Origin of the sequence: Paenibacillus solani, assembly GCF_001277345.1 — a bacterium.
Taxonomy (GTDB): domain Bacteria; phylum Bacillota; class Bacilli; order Paenibacillales; family Paenibacillaceae; genus Paenibacillus_AQ; species Paenibacillus_AQ solani.
In genome coordinates this window covers 382,956-408,072 of the sequence record NZ_LIUT01000008.1, presented here as the reverse complement: position 1 = coordinate 408,072, position 25,117 = coordinate 382,956, and the positions used below count along the sequence as shown (strand labels likewise).

The window sequence follows — 25,117 nt, the reverse complement described above, 5'->3', positions numbered from 1 at the left end:
CAGGCTACAGCTTGTCTGTAAGCATAATTATCCCATAAAAAAGCTGCCCCCATCATCAACTGTAGACAATGGGAACAGCTTTTGCTTCACTTTCTTCTATCTAACTCATTCGTTCTCTTCTATGCGCTCGAAATATTGAGCCAGTTCAACAATCATGGAGCCCATACGTTCCTTCTCCGGGACGATGATTCTATGAATCCCCTCAGCACGCAATGCTTCAAACGTTACTTTTCCCACTGCAGCGGCAAGCACTTTCTGTTCAAAAGCGGCCTTTACCTTCTCTTCTTGTCCCGCTTGTCTTGCATATTCAAACAAATAGTTCACCTGAACTCTTGTCGTAAAGCAGACTGCGTCTACTTGTCCTGCGATCAATTCCTCGGTGATTTGAACAAGTGTCTCTCTTTCTGGTGCATGATAACGATAAGGAAGCACCGTTTGTACGTCCAGCCCGCCTTTAGTCTTAATAAATTGAAAAAGTTGATTGGATAATTCACCGTGGAGCTGAATCCACACACGCTGATCTTTCATATCAAACACCTGAAGTTTATCAATCATGCTGGCGATGGTTCCGTCATCATCACAAACCACAGGGTGAACGCCGGACTTCTTCAAGAAAGCATTGGTTTTATAACCGCGGCAGGCAATCTTAGCCTCTCTAAGCTTCTCTTCAAAAGCTTGCAGGACATTCATTCGTTCTGCCGCTTGATACATGGCGTTAAACCCTATACCTGTGGTAAATATGAACCAATCCGCTCCTTCTTCTATAAAGCGGGAGACATCAGCCTCTACCTCTTCAGGATTCGAATCGGTCAATCCTTGAAGCGAACGAACGACTGGAACGCCGCCTCTTCGTTTAATAATCTCGGCCATCTCTTCAGTTTTTTGCGATCCGGCAATGACAATCTTCTTATTCAATAATTGTTCAGTCATGAAGAGTCCCTCCTTCTCTCTTGGGAAGACCAATACGCACCTCATCCTCGAGGACTTGTACCGGGTACACACGAACTTGGCCTGTATCGGGTGCATGTACTAGACCATCTGCCAGCCCTATTTTCCAATCGCAAATGGGATCAAACAAAACATCTCCCGAGATGATCCCCTCTGCAATCGTTCCACCCCGAGGGCCAGGACTTTGGTTCTCCAAGGCATAAATTTTCCCATCCGTTGTTTTGAACACGGCGAGCTCTACCTCACCCAAACGAACAACACGACCAAGTCTTTCCGAGAAGTCTTCCGGCTTACCCACCAGATAAAATGTATACTCTTCCGCGTTCGGATTACTCATTGGCATCCTATGATCCCCCTCTCCTTAGTTCTGATCTGTCGTAACTTTGATATCTTCAAACATCCGCTCACGTAAGTTCGAGTTGTTTAGAATTTCACTCCAAGGCTCTTTCACCTGGCTTAATGCGATTTCCATCCGTTCAACCAGTGCCCGGCGATTATCAAGGTCGGTTACGACTACTTCCATTACAGAAGCAAGGCCTACTCGTTCGATCCAATCTGAAGTCCGCTCTAAATATCTACCCGTCTCACGATAATGCTGCATAAACGCTGATACAATATCAAGCAGCTCTTCATCTGTACGAACCTTACATAACAGTTCAGCCAGGCGAGCCTTTATACCGCCGTTACCACCTACATAAATTTCCCATGCCCCTTCATTCCCAACGATTCCAATATCCTTCGTCGAGGATTCCGCACAGTTACGTGGACAACCATTGACCGCTAACTTGAATTTCGCTGGCATATCCAATCTCTCAAACTTCTTCTCAAGCAAGATGCCCATGCCCATCGAATCTTTCGTACCGAAACGGCAGAATTGATTACCTACACAGGTCTTGACGGTACGCAGTGCCTTGGCGTAGGCATAGCCTGAAGGCATACCTAAGTCCTTCCAGATCTTAGGCAAATCTTCCTTGCGGACCCCCAGTAAGTCAAGCCGCTGCCCACCTGTTACCTTTACTAATTTAACGTTATATTTAACCGCAATATCTGCGATAAGTCTAAGATCCTCCGGTGTAGTCACTCCACCGTACATCCGCGGCACAACTCCAAAGGTGCCATCCTTCTGGATATTGGCATGCATCCGTTCATTTACGAAACGAGAGTCTCTCTCATCCACATGCTCTGTCGGCCAGATCATTCCTAAGTAATAATTCAACGCTGGACGGCACTTCGAGCAGCCTTCTGTGTTATTCCAATCCAGAGCATATCTGACTTCTTTAGAGGTAATAAGTCCTTTCTCTTTGATTGCCGTAACGACTTCATCTCTGCTCAATGTGGTACAAGTACACATCGCTTCTTGCTTGGCAGCAGCAGAATCATACTTTTCTCCAAGAACGAACTGAAGAATCTGCTCTACGACAGGGCGACACCCTCCGCAAGAACGAGAGGCTCCCGTAGCACCCTTAATCTCCTCGACAGTCGTCAATCCCTTTTGCTCTATGGCATCAACAATATGCTTCTTCGTCACACCATTACAGCCGCATACAATCTCCTCATCGGCCAATTCGGCTGCTGTATTGCCTGTGTCGATCGATGACTGTCCGACGATGGCATCATGTATAACCTCAGTCATAACCGTGCCTGTTCGGATCCATTGCTGTAGTCTTGACGCTTCTTTACCATCCCCGACCAGAACGCCGCCAACAATTCGCCCACCACGCAGCAGTACTTTTTTATAAACACGGCGCCAATCATCATGCATACGCACGATCGCCAGGTCATCCGCATCCATAAATTCTCCTGCCGAGAAGACATCTACGCCCGATATCTTGAGCTGAGTCGATACAACAGAGCCTTCGTACGGCTTCGTCTCTACTCCGCATAAATGCTTGGCGAGCACGACGCCCTGCTCAAAGAGCGGTGCTACAAGCCCATAGCAAATACCGCGGTGCTCATTACACTCCCCTACGGCATATACATCTGGCGCCGAGGTGCGCATATAGTCATCTACGAGAATGCCTCTGTTCACATCCAAGCCGCTTGCTTTTGCCACCTCAACATTCGGCCTGATCCCTGCTGACATCACAACGAATTCGGTATCAAGTGTAGTTCCATCCGTAAACCGGATACCACTGACCCGTTCTTCTCCTAAAAATTCCTCAGTCTGCTTGCCTGTAGCAAATTTCAACCCCTGACTCTCCAGCTCAGCCTGCAGCATAAGAGATGCCGTATGATCCAGCTGACGTTCCATGATGTCTTTGAATAAATGAACTACCGTTACATCCATACCCAGCTTAAGCAGTCCTTTAGCGGCTTCCAATCCTAGTAACCCACCACCAATGACAGCAGCCTTCTTGTATAGATCTGCTGCATGCAGCATATGCTCACAATCCGCGATGTCCCGGAACCCGATAATTCCTTGTTTGTCTGCACCAGGCACCGGCAGCATCAGCGGCTTGGAACCGGTTGCAATGATCAGCTTATCGTAAGACACCTGCATACCATTATCCGCTGTGACTATTTTCTTCTCTGTATCAATATGGGTAACCGACGTTCCAGTATGAAGCTCAATTCCATTATCTGTATACCAATCCCAATCATTCAAAATAATATCTTCAACCGCTTTACTCTTCTCCAGAACGTATGACAATTGAATACGATTATAATTCGGATAAGGCTCTTTACCGAATACGGTGATCTTATAAGTGTTAGGAGAAAGTTTTAGGAGCTGCTCCACGGTGTTGATTCCTGCCATCCCGTTACCTATCACCACAAGACGTTGATAATCCCGGTTTTCCAAATCTTATGCCCTCCAGTCCATGTGAAAAATATGTAAAAGACAACCTTTAACCTACTAAACATAACATAAATACACGAACCATATTTCCCAAAAATTATTTATTTATATTTATGAGATCCATTCATATCTAAGTGCCCTTTTATGGTAACTTGCAGCTTGTTTTACTCGTTTAATGATAAAAGGAGCTGATGAAACCATGTTCAAGAAGGGAAAGATCATTTATTATCTTCTCTGCACTATAATTCTTTTCACAACAGCTTGTGGCAGTGAGAAGGCGAGGGAAATCAAGAAAAATCCTATTGATCAAACTCCAATTGTTTATGAGAATCAGAACTATCATTTCAGACTGGATCTGCCAGGAGACTGGAAGGAAACTTACATCATTTCTGAGAAAGATGAGACCATTGAATTTCTGGATAAGGCCAACAATGAGGCCGGAGCAGGCGGGGCTTTATTTACCATTAGAGTATTCTCAGAACAGCAGTGGCAAGAAGAGAGTGAAGAGTTGCTTAATACCATTCATATTACTGAAGTTGGTAAATCTGATGATAAAGTATATACATTCAGTACACCAACCGATGTTCAGTTCAATAGCGGGGACGAACAGCTGAAAGAGGGATATTCTAAAATGTTCAAGGATGTTGAAGGTATTAAAGATTCGTTTCGGTTAACCAAATAAACGGCTTCAAACAAGAAATAACCCCCACAAACTGGGGGTTATCTACTACTTCATTTATGGATTAAGTCAAAATTCCTCGCCAGCGATTCCTGGGGAAGTCATGTGATATGGAGCCCTATGATCAATCGATCAACTGCTTCACAAGCTCGCGGTTGCGCTCTTTGAACACCTCGTTATGGGAGGAGACCATCGCGGATTTTCCCGCGTCCGGCTCAATGAACTGCTTTGCACTGTTCACCGCGTTCGCGGCATCCTGGAAGGCGCCTGCAATGAGATGCAGCTTTCCGTCAAAATGCAGGATATCGCCTGCCGCATATAGTCCTCGAACCGAAGAACAGCAATTTGCACTGCCTGCGACATAGTAATCATTGACCCGATGAATATCGAGCTTGCTGTTCTCCAGCAGCGACATATCCCGTTCATAACCGTGATTAATAATCACCTCGTCAACAGCCAGATACGACACTTCTCCCGTTGCGCTATTCGTCAATTCTACCCGTTCAATCACTTCATGATTATCTGAAGCGATGAGTTTTGTGATCGACGTATGGAGATAACAGGTGGCCGAGCTGTTCATCAGCTGCTCAACTTGGGCTTCATGGCCTGACAATTCTTCCTTGCGGTAAGCCAGGAATACCTTCTTCGCTACAGGCTCCAGCTCATTCGCCCAATCGACGGCCGAGTTTCCACCACCGGAGACGATCACCGTTTTGCCCTTGAAATGCTGCAGGGACTTCACCGTATAATTCAGGTTCGACACCTCAAACCGCTCTGCTCCTTCAATCTCCAGCTTCTGCGGATTCAGGATTCCTCCTCCGACCGCCACGATAACCGTTTTGGACAAATGCACGCCGGAATTCGCGGTATGTAATTCGAATAGCCCTTCTTCATTACGGGCAATCGACTCAACCTTCTCGCTTAGCAGCACATCGGGATTAAACGTCAAGCCCTGCTGAACCATCTGTTCAATCAGCTTCGCGCCGGGAGTTGGGGTCAACCCGCCAACATCCCATATCATTTTCTCCGGATAGACATGAACCTTTCCTCCAAGCTTGGGCTGATATTCGATAATCTTGGTCTTCATGCCGCGCAGCCCGCTGTAAAAGGCTGAATACAACCCCGCAGGCCCTCCGCCAATAATCGTTACATCCCAGATCTCGTTCCCCTTCATGTATCTCACTCCCGGTCTATAGATTAATAGGCTGTTTATGGAACAACCCTATCGTAAATGATTATCATTATCAATTAGTATACGTTGCCTTTATCTATTTTACAATCCATCCTTTGTTAAAAATCTATTTCAACCATCTTACGTCTATATGTAGACTAGAGTTAAATACATGATCTACATATAGGATTACTCATTGTAGAACATGAATATCTTATAAAATTTGCATTAAGATATTTATTGACAATAACACCCCTACCCAGTATATAATTGCAATTGAGAATCATTATCGTTCGGCAGCTAAATACCTGGAGGTGAAATGATGATTCGCCTAAGTACAGATCAAATAAGCGTCGGTTACGGCGAGAATCTGATATTGAATCGTCTTAATGTAGATATTCCGGATAAAAGAATCACAACGATTATCGGGCCTAACGGCTGCGGCAAATCCACGCTTTTGAAAGCTGTTACGCGTATTATTCCCTACCAGTCCGGTGCAGCCATCCTTGATGGGGAAGAAATCGCCAAGATGAATACCAAGCTGCTCGCGAAAAAATTGGCCATACTGCCGCAGACTCCGGAAGGACCGGGCGGGTTAACGGTTGGCGAGCTTGTATCCTATGGACGCTATCCTCATCAGCGGGGTTTTGGGCGCTTGACCAAGCAAGATATGGATGTCATCGACTGGGCGCTTGAAGTTACAGGAACCCAGGATTATAAATACCGCCCGGTTGATGCGCTGTCCGGCGGACAACGCCAACGGGTATGGATCGCGATGTCACTCGCTCAAGAGACTGAAATGATCTTCCTCGATGAACCAACCACCTATCTGGATATGGCGCATCAGCTTGAAATTCTGGAACTGCTGGAACGTCTCAATATCGAGCAGGAGCGAACCATTGTCATGGTACTGCATGATTTAAACCAGGCTGCCAGGTTCGCTGATTATATTATTGCTATGAAAGACGGCAATGTCGTTCAGGCTGGCGATCCGGAAAGCGTCATTTCTCATGAGGTTCTTAAAAAAGTGTTCCATATTGATGCCGAGATTGGCCGCGATCCTCGTACAGCCAAACCGATCTGCATTACGTACAATCTATTAAGAGGAGAACAAGAAGAACGGCCTCTAGCTGAACAGCTCCACCCTGATGAAGAAACGACTCTGCCCGTATATCGTGCTGCTGTTCATTCATAATGCGATAATCAGAAGACAGGCGATTTACCTTAATCGCTCAAAGCCCTCTTGCACTCTTTTCGGGTGTAAGGGGGCTTTTTGGCATGAACTTATTAATATACATTCATAATGTAAATCAGGTAAAATAAGGATAAATTGTTTCTTGGGAAGGAGCGGGGGAGATGGCGAAATTAAGAATTATGAGCCGTTCATCTGAACTACGATGGAGTTTATCGTTTCCTATAGGGTTCTTCTTGATCATCAGTTCGCTAAGTATATTTTGGTTACACGATCTATGGATCGACCTTGGCCTGCCTTCACAGGATGCGGTCTGGATCAATATGGCGATCACAGGAACGTACCTTATCGGTTACCTTGCTGGCGTGCTGTATGTTTATTTTGATCGTTGGTATGTAGATACGGAGCGTTCCAACACCGAGGGTGACAACCTCCATTCCGGCCCGTTAAAGAAACGAATCCTCCTCCAATTCCCCCTGTTTCTCTTTGTGGTCCTGAACATCCTATGTTTCTATGGGGTGCACGGATTGTTCAGATCTTACGGACTGTCTTCCTGGTATGCTTACTATCTGCATCTGTCCCTGTTGTGCTTGTATTGGTTCGGCTATGGCTGCAGTCATCTACGGGCCTATCTCCAGCAAAAACAAGAGAGAGCATGAGGTGCTGCTCCCCCTTAATCTTACTTTGCGCTCGGCTTCACTTCTTACTCCGATTGGCTGCTTCCTCCAAATGACGGAAACGTTTCAAATCAGCCTTCCGAATCGGCAGCGGCTCACGTCGCAGCAGCTTCACCACCGCCATGATTAACAGGAGCAGCAGCACCGTGAACGGCAAGGCCGCGATAAGCGAAGCGGTCTGCAAAGCTTCCAGCCCACCTGCATACAGCAGCACACCAGCGATAGCCGCCATGAGCGTACCCCACACAATTTTGGAAAATTGAGGAGGGTTCAGGCTGCCATAAGTGGTCATGCTGGATAAGATATAGGTCGCGGAGTCGGCTGATGTTACCAGGAACGTCAGAATCAATACAATCGCGAGCACGTTCATGACTGAAGAGAACGGTAATTGGTTGAACAACTGGAACAATGCCGATGTCACATCCGCATTAACCGCCGCCGCAATTCCGGTATTCTCGTGCAGATCAAACCAGATCGCTGTCCCGCCAAAGACTGCGATCCAGAGACAGGCAATGACCGGCGGAACAACCATGACACCCACGATGAATTCACGAATGGTTCTTCCCTTCGATACCCTCGCCACAAAGGCTCCTACATAAGGTGACCAAGCGATGGCCCAGGCCCAGTAGAAAATCGTCCATTCCCGTACCCATGTGCCTTCCGCATAGGGTTGAAGCCGGAGACTATACGATACAAAATTCGAAATATAATCGCCCAGTGCCAAGGTGAACGTCTCCAGGATGAACACAGTCGGGCCACTAACAAATACGAACAACAGGAAGACCAGCGCCATAGCCAGGTTAAGGTTGCTTAAATACTTGATCCCTTTATCGAGCCCTGTAGTCGACGAAATCATATATGCTACATAGATGATCACCAGCATCACGAGCTGCAAACCGACCCCATTATTAAATCCGGCTATCGAATTCAAACCACCACTCATCTGCAGAACACCAAGTCCGATTGAGGTAGCGATCCCCATAACGGTTGCAATCACTGCCAGGATATCGATCGTATTCTTCACCCCGGGCTTCGAACCGGTGACAGGCTCAAGAGCCGTGGACACTAGCCCATCCTTCTTCTTCCGAAATTGAAGAAATGCAATGACAAGACCGACAAGGGCAAATACGGACCACTGACTAATGCCCCAATGAAAAAAGGCATAGCCCATCGCCACACGTGCCGCCTCTGCGCTCTGTGCTTCCAGGCCTGCGAACGGCGTTGTGAAAAAGTGGCTCATTGGTTCCGCAACGCCCCAGAACACAAGACCCACACCAAAACCTGCCGAGAACAGCATCCCGATCCAGGTAAAGAATGGGTATTCCGGCTTCTCTTTATCTCCTCCAAGGCGGATGGTACCGTATTTACTTGCAGCCACCCAGATCAAAAATATGATGATCGTAAAGATAGAGAGCAAATAGAACCAGCCGAAGGAATTCGTGGTGAACCTGTATAAATATCCTGACACCTCACCGAAAGCTCCAGGCCTCACAGCACCAAGTACAGCAAGGATGGCAATGATAATAGCCGAAACCGTAAAAACTACATTTTTGAAAAATTTCCCTTTCAATTGCTCCACCTCAACTATTTAGACATTATTTCCTATACAGTATCTGTATTTAAACCGGAAATGATGTGCCTAATCGTTAAATATGCGCAGTATGGGAGGGGTAAATGGACAGGAAATGGGCGTATACGTTATGTAGGCAATACAAAAAAGCAATCCGACGCTTGTGGTAAACAAGCCGGATTGCTTTTAAACTAACTTATTCCTTCACGAACTCTTTCGTGCTGCGTACGGTATCAATCGGACGGACCATAGACTCGATCTGCTCACGCTTCGGCTCCAAGAATGGAGGCAGAGACAGCTTCTCACCCAGCGTTTCATATGGCTCATCTCCCATAAAGCCTGGGCCATCCGTTGCGAATTCAAACAAGATTTGCGGCGCAACGCGCGCATACAAGGACTGGAAGAAGTAGCGGTCTACGAAGCCCGAGGTATGGAACTGGAAGCTATCCAGACGCTCGATCCAATGGTCCAGCACTGAACGATCTTCAACCCGGAAGGCTGCGTGGTGAACGGTACCAAACCCCTGCTGGGCCCGCGGGAGCACGGCATTATACTCCACAACGACTTGGGCGCCATTGCCGCCCTCGCCTACTTCAAACAGATGCATCGAACCTTCTTGACCGATCTCCGTAAACTGCAGTACCTTCTCCATCATTTCTTTGAAGTAATCGATGTTGGATACTCGTACGAATATCGGGCCGAGTCCTGTAATCGCATGTTCCAGTGGAATGGGACCCTTCTGCCAAGGGGTACCTGAAGCCACACCCTCGTTCTTCTCATCGGAGATAAGCTGATACTGTTGGTCGTCGAAATCGACGAAGGCGAGCACTTTTTTGCCAAACAGCTCTTGAATCCCCTGGTGCTTCACATCCATCCGATCAAATCGGTTGACCCAATACTCTAGTGCGGCATCATTAGGGACGCGGAACGAAGTTTTGTAAATCTCGTCGGTACCGTGTCTGCCCTTCGGAATACCTGGGAAATCGAAGAACGTCATATCAGTTCCCGCGCTGCCCTTATCGTCAGCAAAGAAAAGATGGTATGTCTGAATATCGTCCTGATTAACCGTCTTCTTTACAAGTCTCATGCCCAGTACATAGGTGAAAAACTCGTAATTCTTCTCTGCGCTGCTGGTAATGGCTGTCACGTGGTGAATACCTTTTAATCCATTCATAATCAAATTCCTCCGTCTCTTATATTTAAGAAGTGTTCGCAACTTTTCGCAGTATATTATTTCGATTTAATTAATCTTTAATTTAAGATAATTATATCACGAAAATATTTTAACGTCAATATTCAACAAATTTAAACAATTGTCGATATTTAATTTATACGTCAACGATGGGGGAATTTTATGAATGCTATTGAACAATTAAAGCACAAAGATATGCAGAGTAAGAACAAACTCATGCTGATCATGTATACCAGCTTCACGTTATTGGGATTGGTCAGCATCCTTTTAGTGAGTCATACGGGGTTCATGTTCTACGGATCACTTGCGCAGATCATCTTATATCCCGTGGTGTACTTCATATTAAAAAGTGTTCATAAAGAACAGTGGTTTGCTTATATCCTCGTTATTGGCGTCCATCTCTATAACTTTGCTACCGTCGGCGTCGTAGGTGGAAGTCTATCCATGATCGTATTTGCTATGTTTTTTGCCGTTTTTGCGGCAGCGCAGTTCAAGCGGGTTCTCTTCTGGATCGGCTACGGGCTGGGTTTCATCAGTATCATTCTAAATAGCCAGTTCGCTACCGATACATATGCTTATGTTAAAGATGAACTAGGCCTTCTCATCATGATGTATGCCTTCTTCGGCCTGCTGCTAGCCCTGCTGATTCACCTTAATCAGAAGCAATTCAAAAACTTGCAGGACTATGCAGATCGTTCGGAAGCAGACGCGCGTGCCAAGCAAGAACAGAAAGCCCTGCTGGAGAGCGAATTGCTGACGCTTGCAGATAATATCTCCAAGATTAACGAAAGATCACAGAGCAATCTAAACTCGCAAACCGAAATGAAAACCGCAATCGTGGAGCTGTCCTCAGGCAGCCAGGCTCAGAGCAGTCAAATCACTTCCATTGCCGAGAAAGCCCATGATAACCTGAATGCCATCCATGCCATGACCAGCATCTCGCAAGAGCTTATCCATGATTCCGTCACTTCCAGCAATCTGGCAGAAGAGGGTCAGAACAAAGCACGGGATTTGGCCCATCAAATGGATCATCTGCACAGCATCATTGCTACGCTCCAGGAAAATTTCACGACGTTATCGGCCAAAATTGAAGAAACGAATCAATTTGCTCATGATATCAAAGATATTACGGAGCAAACCAATCTGTTGGCTCTGAATGCTTCTATCGAAGCAGCGCGTGCCGGGGAAGCAGGGCGAGGATTCTCGGTGGTTGCCGGAGAGATTCGCAAACTGGCGGATCAGACGAATAAAGCGACTGTGAAAATCACGGATAATCTGAATGAGGTTAATATGTACAATGCAGAGGCTCAAAATAACATGCAGTCTAGCAGCCTTAGTCTACAACAGAGCGTGGATTCCACCCATGAAGTTAACAGCACATTTATTCAGCTGGATGAAATTCTCAAAAGGTTAAGCAAGCAGTTCAAGGAATTTGAAGGGCTGTCGGGTGAGGTTGGTGAGAACAGCAAGCATGTCGAGTTCTCCACCAATGAATTTGCGGCCATCATTGAGCAAGCATCAGCAAGTCTGCAGCAGGTGAGTGCTTCCATAGAAACCATGACGGAAGACAATCAGCAGATCGCCAGTTATATCCTAGAGACTGCTGCTAGCGCAGATAATATCAAGAAAACGATGGTTTAACCTGCGAGTGGCATAAAGAAAACGGCCGGACATCATGTCCGGCCGTTATTCTTGTTGTGACCCTTTTGGTATTTGCAAGATGATCTAGATCTAAATTGAATGCACCCAATGACAAGCAACTTTTTCGACATAATTAGAGTTCAACTTCCGATCAGTTCCTAAAGTTAAACAGATGCCCGGCAAGGGAGTTGATTGCGGATCTCTAGTCTTTACCCGGACACCAGCTCGGCTCGGACAATTAATCGATGGGTAGCTTCATAGAGAGGATCGCAGGTGATCAGAGTAATTCTCTGCTTATCCAGATCTCCCTCCAGTACGGATATGTCAGTTGGTTCCACAACTGATACCTGATCCACTTGGTAAACCATATCCCGCCCGTTCGCTTTAATGATCACTTCATCCCCGTATGTAAGCTCATTCAATCGATTGAATAGACGCCCGGTTTTATGAGCCCGATGGGCTGCAATGGCGGCATTTCCGGCTTGTCCGAGCTTCGCTGTACCCGTCAGGTGAGCCGCTGCATTTTTCATATTAGACTGGGTAGCTCCCTCCAGAATGGGAAGTTCCATATCTAGCTTGGCAATGCTGATTATGCCGACCGTCTCCCCCTCTTTATAGTCGGCGGGCTCTACGTAGGCTGAGGCAGCCGCTTCTCCCTCGTCCAGAATACGGGACATTTCCTTGAAATGTTCGGCTGCATTAAGCTGCTCTGCAGCACGGAGCTGTGCCTCAGCCTCGATCCGTGCGGCTTCCTCCAGCAGCTCTTTCTGCTGGCGGTCCCCATTCCAGTCGCGAAGCAGCGGATACAAGAATATGAAGAAGCCAACAAGGATCAAGACGATCGATAGTTTCCTCATTGTAGCCCTCCTTCTTATAGATTAGCCAAATTTCAAAATCCCCCTCTCCCGCTATGAAGCAGAAGAAGGGGGGTCATCATTTATTGACGTCTACTACGCAGACGATTTAAATAGAAGCCTGCGAGCATCAGTACCAATCCGCCAAGCTGAAGTGGAAGCGGATTGCTCTCCCCTGTTTTAGGGAGTACAGCAATCGGGCTTTCCGGCTTGTTTGCTTGGGCATGTTCGCTATTCGCATTGTCCTCAGCCGATGGAGCAGTTTCGTCCGGCTTCACCGTCTCATTTCCGACCAGAGAGCCATCCTCTTCCGATATCTCTTCTGGGGTAGGTCCTGGATCACTTTCACCCGGTACAGCTGGATTCGTTGTGTCCGGCTCAATGATAACCTCAGGAACAGTTGGCTTTACCTCATCGACATGACCGCCTGGTGACGGATCTGTCCCGCCCTGCGATGGACCTGGGGTACTTGGATTAGGTTCCGTTGGTTCTGGATTCGGCCCTGATGGCCCTGGGCTCGGTCCAGGGGTGCCTGGATCTGGACCTGGGTTACCTGGATCTGGACCCGGGTTACTTGGGTCTGGACCTGGGGTGCCTGGATCTGGGCCCGGATTGCCTGGGTCAGGACCTGGGTTACCCGGATCTGGGCCAGGGTTGCCTGGATCTGGGCCAGGGTTGCCTGGGTCAGGGCCCGGAGTGCCTGGATCAGGCGGAGTAGTCTTTTTACTGTTTGTTATTTTAATACTCTTCACATCGCCCGTTTGTTTAATGCTTGAATCAATAGTAATCTCTGTTATTGCTTGATCGATTACATATCCTTCAGGAGCTGAAATCTCCTCCAATATATAATTACCGTACAGCAGCTTGGTGAACAATGCCTTCCCTTTGTCATCCGTGGTGAGCGTTACTGCAGGGCGCTTCCCTTCTTTGTCTTGCAGAACAAAGGTTGCTCCCTCCAGTATAAGCGAGGCATCCTCTTTGTCCACCTTCAAGACTTCCAAGCTTCCGCGAACGCCGGAGCCTGTACCGGAGCCGGAGGACATGCGCACTTCAAACTGCTGTTTGCTCTCCGTTTTACCCTTTGTAATACCCACGCCTTCAAAGGCAACTGAATTGCTAACGAGCTCCCGGTCGGCTGCATCAATCAATGTTTCATATTCCAGGATGTAAGGACGATCAATCGTCTCTAAGAATTTCAATATGAACTTCTCGGTATCACCATACACAAATTCAAGTTTGTATTTCGAGGCATCTACAAGCTCAGACTTCTTGACTTTGCCATCGGCCGTAACCTCTGTCTCATACAGCCGGAAGGAACCCTCATCCAAAATCAAGTTGCTTGACGGCTCGTCCGTAATGACAGCCTCTTGCACCTGTGATTGCCCGAAGTTTATATCCAAAGTCCACTCGATTCGCTCGCTCTTCTGTGTACCTTTCTTATCGACATATACTCCGCCCTGCGGAATCTTCACATTGCCATCCCACTTAGATACTCTCGCAGCTGCATCCGTGAGAATCGCTTGGTTGTTGATCTGTCCCTGCTCAATGATCCGATTGTCAAGCGCAGTCTTGAACGTAATCTGGAAAGGTTCTGTCAACGTGTTTGCAAAAGCCACCTGAAGCTCAAAGTCATTCGATTCAGACGGTGCTGTCACGCTGTATTCCGTGGGAGGTATTAATCCATCGGTTTCGATCTTTCCATCCTTGTCCACTTTCAGTTTATATACATTAAGAGAATCCGGTATAAATTCCTGCGGAAGATTCAATTTATCCTTAACAACAGCTGTCCCCAAGTTCTTGTAATTGTAATTTCCGCGAATAGTCCAGGTAATTTCCTTCTTGATAGCGTCATATTTTCCTGACTTATCCCCGTTTTGTATCGTCAGTGCATTAGGCTCCTTGCTTGCTTCTCTAATAGATCTGAACGATTTGCCGCCAGCTTCCCAGGTAAGAACAGCCTTATTCCGGAAGCTCCGATCATTCTGATTGATTCGAAGATCATAATCGAACTTGGTTGTGTATTTGATGATGATAGCTCCATCAACCGGCTTCAGAAACTCTACGGTAAATCCTTTTTCAGGATTAGCGGTATCCACTGTATAATCTGTATTCTCGACCAATGCTTTACCATCTGCCGAGATCTGAATCCCGCCATCAAGAACCAGCCCGCCATTGGAGAACGTATCCGTTAATATGACGTTGTCCATTTGGTAAGCGTCCTGATTAATCTTAATTTCCCAAGTCGTCGTTTTGTTGAAGTAGTTAATCCCGGTATTGCTCTTTATAAGTGCCAAGCTTTGCATCCACTGCTTCGCTTCTCTCGTCACACCGTTCGCATACACGCTGTTTGTGACGGTTTCATCCTCGATTACACGCTCGCTTGCCGTTGTCTGGTAATCAATCTTATATTCAGAGCTAACTTCTTGATTAAATACCAGATTAAATCCATATTCACCGCCGCTGTTCACAGGGGAAAGATGATAATCCGTACCTTCCTTCAGAATAGCTCCTGTCTGTGTGTCGGTGACGGTCAGTGAATCCTTCACAAGCTCCTGAGTGGTGTTGAAACGGTCCTCAAGCAGTGCTTCCTTTACCGGTATGACGGTTTGACGGGAATTGTACAGAATGGACCAGTTGATAATTCGCGTGTCCTGATCGTAGGATGACACGCTTTTCGCCAGCAATTCTCCCCAATCAACTGTCTGCTTATTCTCCGCGTAAGCCTTCTGCTGTCCGTTCTCGAACAGTATCGCTTTATTGAGGAACTCCGTCTTATTATCAGAATCGATCTTCGTAGAATATACAATCTGGTAGGCTGCGTCCATTGGCGCTTTCTTCGTGATTAGCAGCCTGGAGGCATCTGACTCATCGATATCAAACTCGCCAGCAGCGTCAGCCCCTAATAGGGTACTGCCATCTACATTGACAGTCAGACGGTTTATTTGAGTAGAGCCTGGTACCAGAGTTAGACCCGAAGGGATCAAATCCTCAATAACAGTCTGATCCAGTCTGGATAATTGCGTATTCACTTGAAGCCGCCAGTCGATCGTAGAAGGCTTGCCTTTAGAGTCCTTGACAACCTCTCCACTTTTACCAAGAAGCTCACCTTTTGCCGGTTTCACCGGAATGACGACTCGCTGGATACCATCGCGCAGCATAATTGGAATCTCAACATCCGCGCTTCCTATGATCTCCTGCCGGCTAATCTCGGTTTGAAATCTTAATGTCCCTCGAACCTGAGAATTATCCACATTGGAGTTGAATGTGATTACTGCATGGCCGCCTTGTGTTACGGAGAATGTACCGACGTTTCCGTTGTCCGTCTCCAGAAATCCGTTAATGCTGTTATATAGTTTGAATTCCTTAGGCAGGTCAAACTCAAACGTCATCCCATCAACATAACCGTGGCCATCCTTCAGTTCCCATTCATAGAACAGGATGGCATCCGAGCCAAGCTCTACCCGGCCAACGTCCGGATTGTAGACCGAGTCAATTACAGTCCCACTCGAATCCTCGACTCTGATCTTGGTCAGAATGCTATCTCCCGTACTTGCACGATAACGATAGACTGCATCCGTAACCGATAATCCGCTGTCGGCTCCCTGGTCTGCAGCAAGACCCGAGACTTCAGCCGCATGAGCATTCCCATCGAATGATAATGCATGAACCCCTGTCCCAAACATCCCCTGAACAAGCAGCAGGATGATCAGAACGAGCATGCTTCCTTTCTTCTTCATGAGTTCACTCCATCTCCTAGTATGTTTTTCATCTGTTTTTCTATGAGATAGTATGTAGGTCGCATTGCAGGTACAAAACAGATGGTACAGCTTGTAATCATACCAGGAAGAACTCGACAATTTCTCTACAAAAGTTCTACAAACAACTTATTTATGCGTTCCAATACCCCAGTTTGGCCTTCAACTACAGGATAAAGCAGCTGCTCCTCCATAGTAAAAAGGGGCTGCTCCCTATCATCCCAAGATGACAGGAAACAGCCCTGTTCAATTACAAAATCATATCCAGCTTATTCAGGCGGCACCCGGCACGTTTGCCGTCTACCTTAAGCATGATGTTACTTACGTTCAACGGAGATCCATCCATCGTCCTCCAGTTGAAGTGTTGCACCAAGCGCTTCAGCCACAAACCGCAGCGGAACATAGGTAGATCCATTGGTATGGACGAACGGAGCTTCTGACAATGTTACACTTTTACCCCCTACGCTGGCCTTTTTGGAGCCTGGCGTCAGTACGATTTTTTCCCCTGTCAGATCATTGATGATGGTAATTCTCTTCGAGCCTTTGGTCAGCTTCACTTCGGCATCCAGCTGATCTGCCAGGTAACGAAGTTGAACAAAGGACTGATTATTCTTCTTGATGGTACTGATTGCACTGTCTCCAAGATCCACATACGAGACATTGAATTGAAAATATTTATGGCTAATTCCCAGATCATCCTTCAGCAAGTTGTAAACGAGAGAATCCTTCTCAAAGCTGCGCAGCACCTGGCCCGGCGTTACCGAATCGCTTAAAACGTCGAGCACTCCCTGAGAAGTGTCCACCTTATTAGCTTTCACTGCGCCGCCGAAATTCCAGGCTTCACCTTCGGAATGCACCTTGATTGCCTTCACTGGCAGGTCCTCGGAAGCCGGAAGCGCAACAGTCAGCTCCAGCGCATTCTTGCGTGTATTCAGCTGCCCATCAAAGTAATAATCCAGCTTGAGGACTGTTCCCTTACCCAAAACCGTGTCTATTTCAGGCAGCTCTTCTTTCAACTCCTGCTTCTTACCCTCAAAATCCTCCACCAGTTCGGTCAGACTCAAAATGATAGGCTCGTATACCGAAGCGATGACCTCTTCCTTCGTCTCCTGCGGCAGAAGTACCGCCTCTTCACCATAAGCCTCGCTTATGCTGGCAATCATCGGTGCCATGGCGTCATAGAAATCGCCGATCAGCTGCTTTATACCGGCCTCGTCTTTTAATAAACTCTCGGCAAAAGGCTTGATCATATTCAAAATTTCATCACCCGCCAGCTCCATCTGAAGATGTGTCAGATTCAAGCTTTCCCCGTTCACCTTCTCCTGGACTGGCTTCACCGCGATCTTTGATGGATTCGGGAAATGCTTCAACAGAAGCCCTGCTGCCTTCTTCACCACATCTTGAACCGCCTGCTCATACTGGCTGGTATCGGGCAGTCCCGGAACCGTAGTATCCATCGCCAGATAGATCGGCTGCTTCGCGCCATCCAGTTGGATGGTCATTCCTTTGGAATCCATGAAGACATGCATCGGCAGCTTCTTGTCTAAATATTGGATGCTGCCTTGAATGGACAACGTTTTGCTATCCTGAACGATAGCGTGATCGATATTCAAAGATATTGAATTAATAAGATCGATGGCTTCTTTATCTTCAGGCGTTAAAGTCTTATCCGCAGCTACTAACTCAATCCGAAGATTGGATCGAGATTCACTGGATTTCACGTCAAGACTGGTCACCAGCGCCTTGTTGATATCCAATCCCCCGACAGATTGACAACCTGTCATAATGACCATTACAGCCGCGATAAGTACAGTTAACCATTTAAATTTCTTCATCATAATGAATTAAGTCCCCTCCCAGGTCATAGGCTTATTCTCTATTATCGGCAGAGAGGAAATGATTGTAAATAGGTAATTTAGCCTCAGGCATATACGCACTTGTCGAAGGCTGTCCATGGATAGCACAGACTGGCATTTTGCTATACACTGGGAAGGAAACAACGATGCTTGATCATATCGCTAATGATGTACAACCTTATAAAGTGTGGTGAATCTCCCTTGTTTAAAATTATGTTAATCGAAGACGACGCAACCCTCTTCCATGAAGTGCAGGAACGCCTCTTGCAATGGTCGTATGACGTTTACGGCGTCCGGGATTTCAGCGCTGTACTCCAGGAATTCACGGCGATTCAGCCCGACCTGGTCATTATCGACATCCAGCTGCCGAAGTTTGACGGCTTCCATTGGTGCCGAATGATTCGTTCACACTCGAATGTGCCGATTATATTCCTGTCTTCCCGGGATCATCCCACTGATATGGTGATGTCCATGCAGCTGGGAGCCGACGATTTCATTCAAAAGCCGTTTCACTTCGATGTGCTAATTGCCAAAATCCAGGCTACCCTGCGCCGGGTATACAACTACAACACCGAACGGACCGAACTGCGAACGTGGCGCGGAGCCACCGTCGAATTTGGCAAAAATACCATTAGCAGCTCTAAGGGCACCGCCGAACTGACCAAGAATGAGATGTTCATTCTGAAAATTCTCATGGAACGGAAGAATCAAATCGTCAGCCGGGAGGAGCTGATCAAGAATTTATGGGACAACGAGCATTTTGTCAGCGATAATACCCTCACGGTCAACGTCAATCGACTGCGCAAGAAGCTGGAGCCCCTAGGTCTTGATCCTTACATCGAAACCAAAGTGGGACAGGGATATATCGCCACGGAAGAGGCTCATACATGATTCTGGCCTATCTTCGGGAACGGCTGAGCTGGATTCTGTTCTTCCTGTTTCTGCAGCTGCTGTTTCTGTTTATCGCCGCCGTGGATTCCCAGATTCCGTTCCTGCCCATCCTCTATATCGTATTTTTATCGACCATGTTCTTTTTCGTATTTCTGGTCTTGAGATACAATCGGGAAACGAAATTTTACAGAAGCCTCCAGGCATGGGACGACACCTACGACTTATCCGCCATCTGCGAGCCGGAACACCCATTTGAAACTATATCCATGGATATCCTCACCCTGCAGACCGAGCGCTTCAAGAAGGAATCGTCCACCCGCCTAATGGAGATCGAAGGCGAGAAGGATGATCTGCTATCCTGGATTCATGAAGTAAAAACGCCGCTCACCACCATGCAGCTGATGATTGAACGCGTAGAAGATGAGACGTTAAAAGCACAGCTCCAATATGAATGGCTCCGCATCCACCTGCTGCTCGATCAGCAGCTGCACCAGAAGCGCATCCCTTTTATTCGAAATGATCTGCTGATCGAGGTGTCCGCGCTTGAGCCGATCATCTTCCAGGAGATACGTGCGCTTAAGTCATGGTGTATGCAAAAGGGCATCGGATTTGATGTTACGCTCGAGGTAGCTGAAGTGCTCAGCGATGCAAAATGGCTGGGCTTTGTCATCCGTCAGCTGTTGACCAATGCGGTCAAATACAGCAATGTTTCGGACATCATCATCGAGAGCGAGCTCGTGGATGATCATGTCAGGCTTACCATCCAGGACTCCGGACGCGGCATAGACCCAAAGGACATGTCCCGAATTTTTGACAAAGGCTTCACATCGACCACCTCGCATCAGGATAGTGCCGCAACCGGCATGGGACTGTATTTGACGCAAAAGGTAGCCGATGCCCTATTGATCCGCATTCAGGTGGAATCAAAGCTCAGTATCGGCACCACCTTCACTTTAATCTTTCCGAGACAGAATGATTTCGTGAGTATAACCGGCATGTGACAACAATGTCACATGCTTTTGCACTTTGTTCGGTGAATCGAAGGAAAAGAGGCTATGACTCCTTTATGATAAGGACAGATAACGAAGGAGTGATTGAAATTGGCAATTCTTGAAGCAAACCAAATTCATAAAAGCTACGGCAATAAATTCAATAAACAGGAAGTGCTCAAGGGCATCGACATCCGCGTGGACAAAGGCGAGTTCGTCAGCATCATGGGCGCATCAGGCTCAGGGAAAACCACACTGCTGAATGTGCTCTCCTCGATCGATAAAGTGAGCCTTGGCAGCATCAAGATTGAGGGTAAGGAGTTTACGGGCCTCAAGGAGAAGGAGCTGGCTGAGTTCCGGAAGCACCATCTCGGATTTATTTTTCAGGAGTATAACCTGCTCGATACATTAACCGTCAAAGAAAACGTACTGCTGCCCCTCTCTATAAAGAAGGTATCCAAAAAAGAAGCCGATCAGAAATTCCAAACCATTGCGAGTGAGCTGGGCATCTACGAACTCAAGGATAAATATCCGAACCAAATCTCCGGGGGACAGAAGCAGCGAACCTCCGCGGCCCGCGCGTTCATCCACGATCCAAGCATTATTTTTGCCGATGAGCCGACAGGAGCGCTGGACTCGAAGTCCGCTTCCGATCTGCTGAACAAGCTGAGTGAATTAAATCAGAAGATTGACTCCACGATCATCATGGTAACCCACGATCCCGTGGCCGCCAGCTATTGCACCCGGGTTGTCTTCATTAAGGATGGACAGATCTATTCCCAGCTGAACAAGGGTGAGCAATCGCGGCAAGCCTTCTTCAATGACATCATCAAAACCCAGGGCGTGCTAGGCGGTGTCCAGAATGAACATTAATTATCTGATCTACCGCAATTTGAAGAAAAATATCAAGAATTATTATCTGTATGTATTTGCGCTAATCTTCAGCGTGGGCCTGTACTTTGCGTTTGTTACGCTGCAATATGACCCGGCGATGGATGAAGCGAAAGGTTCCATTAAAGGGGCGGCTGCGCTTGGCGCGGCTTCCGTGCTGTTAGTAGCCATCGTGGCCATATTTCTGCTGTATGCCAATACGATTTTCATTAAACGGCGCAGCAAAGAGATCGGACTGTTTCAGCTCATCGGACTGACCAAGGGCAAGATATTCCGGATCCTCAGTGCCGAGAATCTGATTCTGTATTTCGGTTCGATGGTCATCGGCATTTTTGCAGGATTTGCGGGTTCACGCTTGATCTTAATGATTCTGTTCAAGATCACCGGCGTTGATACCAAGGCAGCTCTAACCTTCTCCACCGAAGCGATGATTCAGACTGTGATTGTGTTTGCCGTCATCTACGTGCTGATCATGATCATGAATTATACATTTATCAAAAGACAGAGCATTCTGTCCCTCTTCCACGCGGTATCAACCACCGAGAACCGGGTGAAGAAAATGTCCTTCTTGGAAATGCTGCTCGGTCTGTTTGGAATCGGGCTCATCGTTCTCGGTTATTATGTATCTACCAAGCTGTTCGGCGGGGCCTTCACCTCCATGAACGAGCTGTTCATGGCCATGATCCTGATCCTTGGATCGGTTATCATCGGGACCTATCTGTTCTATAAAGGGTCGGTCAGTTTCCTGTTCAATGTCATCCGCAAGAGCAAGGGCGGTTACCTGTCCCTGAACGAGGTGCTGTCTCTCTCTTCCATCATGTTCCGCATGAAATCAAATGCACTGCTGCTGACCATCATTACAACCGTATCCGCACTTGCGATCGGGCTATTGTCACTCAGTTATATCTCATATTATTCAGCGGAGAAGTCGGCCGAGCAGAGCGTTCCTAACCATTTTGCGGTGGCGGATGAGAAGGATCTCACGACATTTATTCAGGCACTTACTGATGAAGATATCGAATTTAAGCAGATCAACCGTGATGTCATTCAGGTGACTGCAGACCTATCCGACGTTATCGGGACCAGTCTGGATACATCTGGACAAATGGGACCCACAGCCATCCCGGTAATCAGTGATGGCAGCGTGAAGGACAAGGATGTTTCCCCCGGAGAGATGCTGTTAACGGGATTCAGTGACGCAATCCAGGAATTTATGGCAATTCAAAGCACAGGGGAAATTGAACTCATAAGCCCGAATCAAAGCTTTAAGCAGAAACTGATCGGCTTGGACAAAGAATCCTACGTATCCTATTATTTTGAAAGCGGTGGACTGCCAATGGCGATTGTGGACCAGACCGTATTCGATAAGCTGGCTTCGGACTTGGATCCGAAGATCCAGAAGAAAACCAATGTGTATCACGGTATCGATATTGTGGATCCAACCGCCATTAATCAAGCCAATCAGATCTTTAAGAGCCTCGGCATTAGTGAGAAAATCGGGAACCTCTCTCAGACGGAAATGGCTTTCAACCAGAAGAGCAATATGGGTTTGATGATGTTCATCGTGGGATTCCTGGGGCTTACCTTCCTGATTACTTCAGGATGTATCCTGTACTTTAAGCAGATGGATGAAGGGGAAGAGGAGAAGCCGAACTATACCATTCTTAGAAAACTGGGCTTCACTCAAGGAAACCTGCTAAGAGGGATTCAGATCAAGCAGCTGTTCAACTTCGGCATTCCGCTGGTTGTCGGTTTGTCCCATAGTTACTTTGCCGTTAAATCCGGCTGGTTCTTCTTCGGAACCGAGCTGTGGCTGCCCATGGTTATGGTTATGCTGCTGTATACGGCACTGTATTCCATCTTCGGATTGTTATCGGTGATGTTCTATAAACGGGTAATTAAAGAGTCGCTTTAAAGAAAAGACACCGTCAACAAGTATTGTACCGGCCAAACGTTAATACTTATAACTAGTGAATAAGAGGCGGTTTCAGTTAATGAAGTGACCTCTTAAAGTTAGACTCTTATTTTTCAAGCACCTGTTGGGCATGAGCTCGGTATTGTACCGGCCTCATGCCCTTTAATTTTGACTTGATTCGTTGGTGATTAGAGAAAACTTAATCTCTTTGAGCAATACGAAAGTTTATACTAATCTTGCCACCATTAGGCGTTGGTACAGCTTTAAATTTATAATTACTACTTAAGAAGCCAACTGGAGCACTAATGTGGCCACTCTTGCCTGGTGCAAGAGTTGTTTTCTGTTTTCCATTAATTGTGATTTTTACACTTACATCCCCGGTATTTTTAATCCAGAAGTTTACTTTTGCTCCATTACTCTTTTTTAATGGGTATGTGGCCTGAAATTGAGTTCCTGTATGACTGCCTTTATCTGCATAATCTTTCGACGAACTTTCAGTCGACTTCGCAAAAGCCGGTAGCATACTAGTTCCAGCAATTAGACCAACCACCAGAACAAATGATAACACTCCTTTGAGCATGGACTTAAGATTCACGATCAAGCACTCCTTATTAAATTTATTTGTAACTATTCCGCCTATAGATAGTTACTTTTTTAAATGTCTGTACATCCTGTTCCCGTAGAGGTAGTTCCGTAACGGAGTGCCTCTACTTGTGCTGTCTGGTGCAGATCAGTTCATCATGATATTTTTTGTAGACAAGGGCCTCTTTAAAGACTTCCTTAACCTTTTGTTCAAATAGGTCGTCTATATTTACCGGTTCATGTGAATGAGAACAAAAGAACAATAACGAAGGCAATGGACCACATTTTTTACTCATGGACATACACCTCTCATCGTAATTGTATTGATGTTTCTTTAGATTTTTTTTGAATTGATGTAAAAATATCGATTCAATATATTAAACAACTTCAACAGGTAATTAGTTACATAAAAGAACACATCGGAAGTTCTTTCCGCATGCGCAGTGCTGAACAGGTCCACGGAACGCTTGCATCTAAAAAAGGAGCCCCTAAGGTGATTCCACCCTGGTTGCCCCTTCGTCATGTGTATGCCAAACATAGTGAAGACAGTTTATCTAAATAAGCAATATTAAAACAGTTTCGGTTTAGCCCGAAACTGTTTTTTTTCCATACATCAATTCATATTATTTTATGTGTTTTTAGAAACAACCCTACTGAAAATAACTAAGATACACATCTTCTAAGTTGGGCTTCACGGTTCTAAAGTTCATTTTATTTTGTGGTTTATCATCAACAATTCTTACCCATATACCATCCGCATCACTTGTGATGTTGCTTACTTTATAACGTGACTGTATTTCGGGAAGTTCGGATTCAGAGATTAAAACCTCACGAACATTCCCCTCCATCTTTGCAAGGATGTTCGCTGGCTTGTCCTTTACAATGAGACACCCATCCTTCATAAGCAGTACTTCCTTGGAGATATACTCAATATCTGAGACCACATGTGTGGCAATGATAACGATCTTATTCATTGCAATAGTGGATATGAAATTGCGGATACGAATTCGCTCTTTCGGATCAAGTCCTGCTGTAGGCTCATCCAATATAAGCAGTTCAGGGTCGTTCAGCAGCGCCTGTGCAATCAGGATACGCTGCTTCATTCCTCCTGAATAAGTACCTAACTTCCGATCAGCATCCTTTGACAAGTTTACGATTGATAGAAGCTCATCTATTTTTTCCCTCGCTTTAGCCGTAGGCAGCCCTTTCAGTGCAGCCATATACCAGAGAAAACGCCTCCCTGTGAAGTCTTGATAGATACCTTGCTGCTGGGGCATGTAACCTAATCTTTCTCTGTACGACTTACCCATACGTGAAATATTCTGTCCCTGATATAGAATTTCTCCCTCATCCGGTTTTAACTGATCCGTAATCAGATTCATAAGCGTTGACTTTCCCGCTCCATTCGGGCCAAGTATTCCATAAATACCAGACGTCAATTCAGCATTATAGTTAGAAAGAGCGGTTGTCTTGCCTTTATTGTAGCGCTTTGTTACGTTGTTAATAGACAGCTCCAT

At 46.5% G+C, this 25,117-nt stretch carries 19 protein-coding genes; 8 read left to right on the top strand and 11 right to left on the bottom strand.

All coding sequences use genetic code 11. The features are described from left to right. Positions 1–105: 105 nt before the first annotated feature. From AM231_RS25910 to nirB, 3 genes are read right to left on the bottom strand one after another with little or no spacing between them, the layout of a single operon-like run. The gene (locus AM231_RS25910; RefSeq protein WP_054405243.1) at positions 106–930 is read right to left on the bottom strand and encodes a uroporphyrinogen-III synthase; all 825 of its coding nucleotides are present in this window, start codon (positions 928–930) and stop codon (positions 106–108) included. Beyond that, positions 923–1,291: a nitrite reductase (NAD(P)H) small subunit gene (locus AM231_RS25905; protein WP_423212948.1), complete on the bottom strand. Its 369-nt coding sequence runs from the start codon at positions 1,289–1,291 to the stop codon at positions 923–925. The genes AM231_RS25910 and AM231_RS25905 overlap by 8 nt, the downstream gene beginning before the upstream one ends. 18 nt (positions 1,292–1,309) lie before the next feature. Next, positions 1,310–3,748 carry a nitrite reductase large subunit NirB gene (nirB, locus tag AM231_RS25900; protein ID WP_082341807.1) on the bottom strand — a complete coding sequence of 813 codons (2,439 nt, stop codon included), beginning with the start codon at positions 3,746–3,748 and terminating at the stop codon, positions 1,310–1,312. 196 nt (positions 3,749–3,944) lie between these two features. Between nirB and AM231_RS25895 the strand changes: the two genes are divergently transcribed. Further along, the gene (locus tag AM231_RS25895) at positions 3,945–4,427 is read left to right on the top strand and encodes a hypothetical protein (RefSeq protein ID WP_054405242.1); all 483 of its coding nucleotides are present in this window, start codon (positions 3,945–3,947) and stop codon (positions 4,425–4,427) included. Between the two features lie 121 nt (positions 4,428–4,548). On the opposite strand, the gene AM231_RS25890 is transcribed toward AM231_RS25895, so the two are convergent. Next, a complete protein-coding gene (locus tag AM231_RS25890; RefSeq protein WP_054405241.1) occupies positions 4,549–5,598 on the bottom strand; it encodes an NAD(P)/FAD-dependent oxidoreductase in 1,050 nt (349 codons plus the stop codon). Between the two features lie 319 nt (positions 5,599–5,917). On the opposite strand from AM231_RS25890, the gene AM231_RS25885 reads away from it, so the two are divergent. Next, positions 5,918–6,790 (top strand): ABC transporter ATP-binding protein, encoded by an 873-nt coding sequence (locus AM231_RS25885; RefSeq protein ID WP_054405240.1) that lies wholly within the window; start codon positions 5,918–5,920, stop codon positions 6,788–6,790. 161 nt (positions 6,791–6,951) lie between these two features. Continuing rightward, a complete protein-coding gene (locus tag AM231_RS25880) occupies positions 6,952–7,446 on the top strand; it encodes a hypothetical protein (RefSeq protein ID WP_054405239.1) in 495 nt (164 codons plus the stop codon). Positions 7,447–7,483: 37 nt separating this feature from the next. On the opposite strand, the gene AM231_RS25875 is transcribed toward AM231_RS25880, so the two are convergent. Next, positions 7,484–9,034, bottom strand: coding sequence for a BCCT family transporter (locus AM231_RS25875; protein ID WP_054405238.1), 1,551 nt, complete (start codon positions 9,032–9,034; stop codon positions 7,484–7,486). A gap of 196 nt (positions 9,035–9,230) precedes the next feature. Next, entirely contained in the window at positions 9,231–10,208 is a 978-nt protein-coding gene (locus tag AM231_RS25870) for a ring-cleaving dioxygenase (RefSeq protein ID WP_054405237.1), read from the bottom strand. 180 nt (positions 10,209–10,388) lie between these two features. Between AM231_RS25870 and AM231_RS25865 the strand changes: the two genes are divergently transcribed. Next, positions 10,389–11,867: a methyl-accepting chemotaxis protein gene (locus tag AM231_RS25865; RefSeq protein ID WP_054405236.1), complete on the top strand. Its 1,479-nt coding sequence runs from the start codon at positions 10,389–10,391 to the stop codon at positions 11,865–11,867. A gap of 209 nt (positions 11,868–12,076) precedes the next feature. Here AM231_RS25865 and AM231_RS25860 read toward each other — a convergent pair whose 3' ends face one another. The 3 genes from AM231_RS25860 to AM231_RS25850 all read right to left on the bottom strand — a co-directional run bounded on the left by AM231_RS25860 (position 12,077) and on the right by AM231_RS25850 (position 18,314). After that, a complete protein-coding gene (locus AM231_RS25860) occupies positions 12,077–12,724 on the bottom strand; it encodes a class D sortase (protein ID WP_054405235.1) in 648 nt (215 codons plus the stop codon). Positions 12,725–12,804: 80 nt separating this feature from the next. Next, the gene (locus AM231_RS25855) at positions 12,805–16,458 is read right to left on the bottom strand and encodes a collagen binding domain-containing protein (RefSeq protein ID WP_054405234.1); all 3,654 of its coding nucleotides are present in this window, start codon (positions 16,456–16,458) and stop codon (positions 12,805–12,807) included. A 335-nt stretch (positions 16,459–16,793) separates the two neighbouring features. Then, positions 16,794–18,314 (bottom strand): copper amine oxidase N-terminal domain-containing protein, encoded by a 1,521-nt coding sequence (locus AM231_RS25850; RefSeq protein WP_054405233.1) that lies wholly within the window; start codon positions 18,312–18,314, stop codon positions 16,794–16,796. A gap of 219 nt (positions 18,315–18,533) precedes the next feature. On the opposite strand from AM231_RS25850, the gene AM231_RS25845 reads away from it, so the two are divergent. From AM231_RS25845 to AM231_RS25830, 4 genes are all read left to right on the top strand, one after another. After that, the gene (locus AM231_RS25845) at positions 18,534–19,223 is read left to right on the top strand and encodes a response regulator transcription factor (protein ID WP_054405232.1); all 690 of its coding nucleotides are present in this window, start codon (positions 18,534–18,536) and stop codon (positions 19,221–19,223) included. Then, a complete protein-coding gene (locus tag AM231_RS25840) occupies positions 19,220–20,224 on the top strand; it encodes a sensor histidine kinase (RefSeq protein WP_054405231.1) in 1,005 nt (334 codons plus the stop codon). The genes AM231_RS25845 and AM231_RS25840 overlap by 4 nt, the downstream gene beginning before the upstream one ends. 99 nt (positions 20,225–20,323) lie before the next feature. After that, positions 20,324–21,085, top strand: a complete 762-nt coding sequence (locus tag AM231_RS25835) for an ABC transporter ATP-binding protein (RefSeq protein ID WP_054405230.1) — start codon at positions 20,324–20,326, stop codon at positions 21,083–21,085. Further along, complete coding sequence (locus AM231_RS25830) at positions 21,075–23,018, top strand: ABC transporter permease (RefSeq protein WP_054405229.1); 1,944 nt, start codon at positions 21,075–21,077, stop codon at positions 23,016–23,018. The genes AM231_RS25835 and AM231_RS25830 overlap by 11 nt, the downstream gene beginning before the upstream one ends. A 199-nt stretch (positions 23,019–23,217) precedes the next feature. Here AM231_RS25830 and AM231_RS25825 read toward each other — a convergent pair whose 3' ends face one another. Then, positions 23,218–23,613, bottom strand: a complete 396-nt coding sequence (locus tag AM231_RS25825) for a hypothetical protein (protein WP_054405228.1) — start codon at positions 23,611–23,613, stop codon at positions 23,218–23,220. 637 nt (positions 23,614–24,250) lie between these two features. Continuing rightward, positions 24,251–25,117, bottom strand: a complete 867-nt coding sequence (locus AM231_RS25820; protein WP_054405227.1) for an ABC transporter ATP-binding protein — start codon at positions 25,115–25,117, stop codon at positions 24,251–24,253.

What these genes read in the sequence shown, in the direction of transcription:
- AM231_RS25910 (WP_054405243.1), bottom strand. Translation starts at nt 930, where the DNA reads ATGACTGAACAATTATTGAATAAGAAGATTGTCATTGCCGGATCGCAA.
- AM231_RS25865 (WP_054405236.1), top strand. Translation starts at nt 10,389, where the DNA reads ATGAATGCTATTGAACAATTAAAGCACAAAGATATGCAGAGTAAGAAC.
- AM231_RS25895 (WP_054405242.1), top strand. Translation starts at nt 3,945, where the DNA reads ATGTTCAAGAAGGGAAAGATCATTTATTATCTTCTCTGCACTATAATT.
- AM231_RS25855 (WP_054405234.1), bottom strand. Translation starts at nt 16,458, where the DNA reads ATGAAGAAGAAAGGAAGCATGCTCGTTCTGATCATCCTGCTGCTTGTT.
- AM231_RS25880 (WP_054405239.1), top strand. Translation starts at nt 6,952, where the DNA reads ATGGCGAAATTAAGAATTATGAGCCGTTCATCTGAACTACGATGGAGT.
- AM231_RS25840 (WP_054405231.1), top strand. Translation starts at nt 19,220, where the DNA reads ATGATTCTGGCCTATCTTCGGGAACGGCTGAGCTGGATTCTGTTCTTC.
- AM231_RS25850 (WP_054405233.1), bottom strand. Translation starts at nt 18,314, where the DNA reads ATGATGAAGAAATTTAAATGGTTAACTGTACTTATCGCGGCTGTAATG.
- AM231_RS25870 (WP_054405237.1), bottom strand. Translation starts at nt 10,208, where the DNA reads ATGAATGGATTAAAAGGTATTCACCACGTGACAGCCATTACCAGCAGC.
- AM231_RS25860 (WP_054405235.1), bottom strand. Translation starts at nt 12,724, where the DNA reads ATGAGGAAACTATCGATCGTCTTGATCCTTGTTGGCTTCTTCATATTC.
- AM231_RS25890 (WP_054405241.1), bottom strand. Translation starts at nt 5,598, where the DNA reads ATGAAGGGGAACGAGATCTGGGATGTAACGATTATTGGCGGAGGGCCT.
- AM231_RS25905 (WP_423212948.1), bottom strand. Translation starts at nt 1,291, where the DNA reads ATGCCAATGAGTAATCCGAACGCGGAAGAGTATACATTTTATCTGGTG.
- AM231_RS25885 (WP_054405240.1), top strand. Translation starts at nt 5,918, where the DNA reads ATGATTCGCCTAAGTACAGATCAAATAAGCGTCGGTTACGGCGAGAAT.
- AM231_RS25820 (WP_054405227.1), bottom strand. Translation starts at nt 25,117, where the DNA reads ATGGAGCTGTCTATTAACAACGTAACAAAGCGCTACAATAAAGGCAAG.
- AM231_RS25830 (WP_054405229.1), top strand. Translation starts at nt 21,075, where the DNA reads ATGAACATTAATTATCTGATCTACCGCAATTTGAAGAAAAATATCAAG.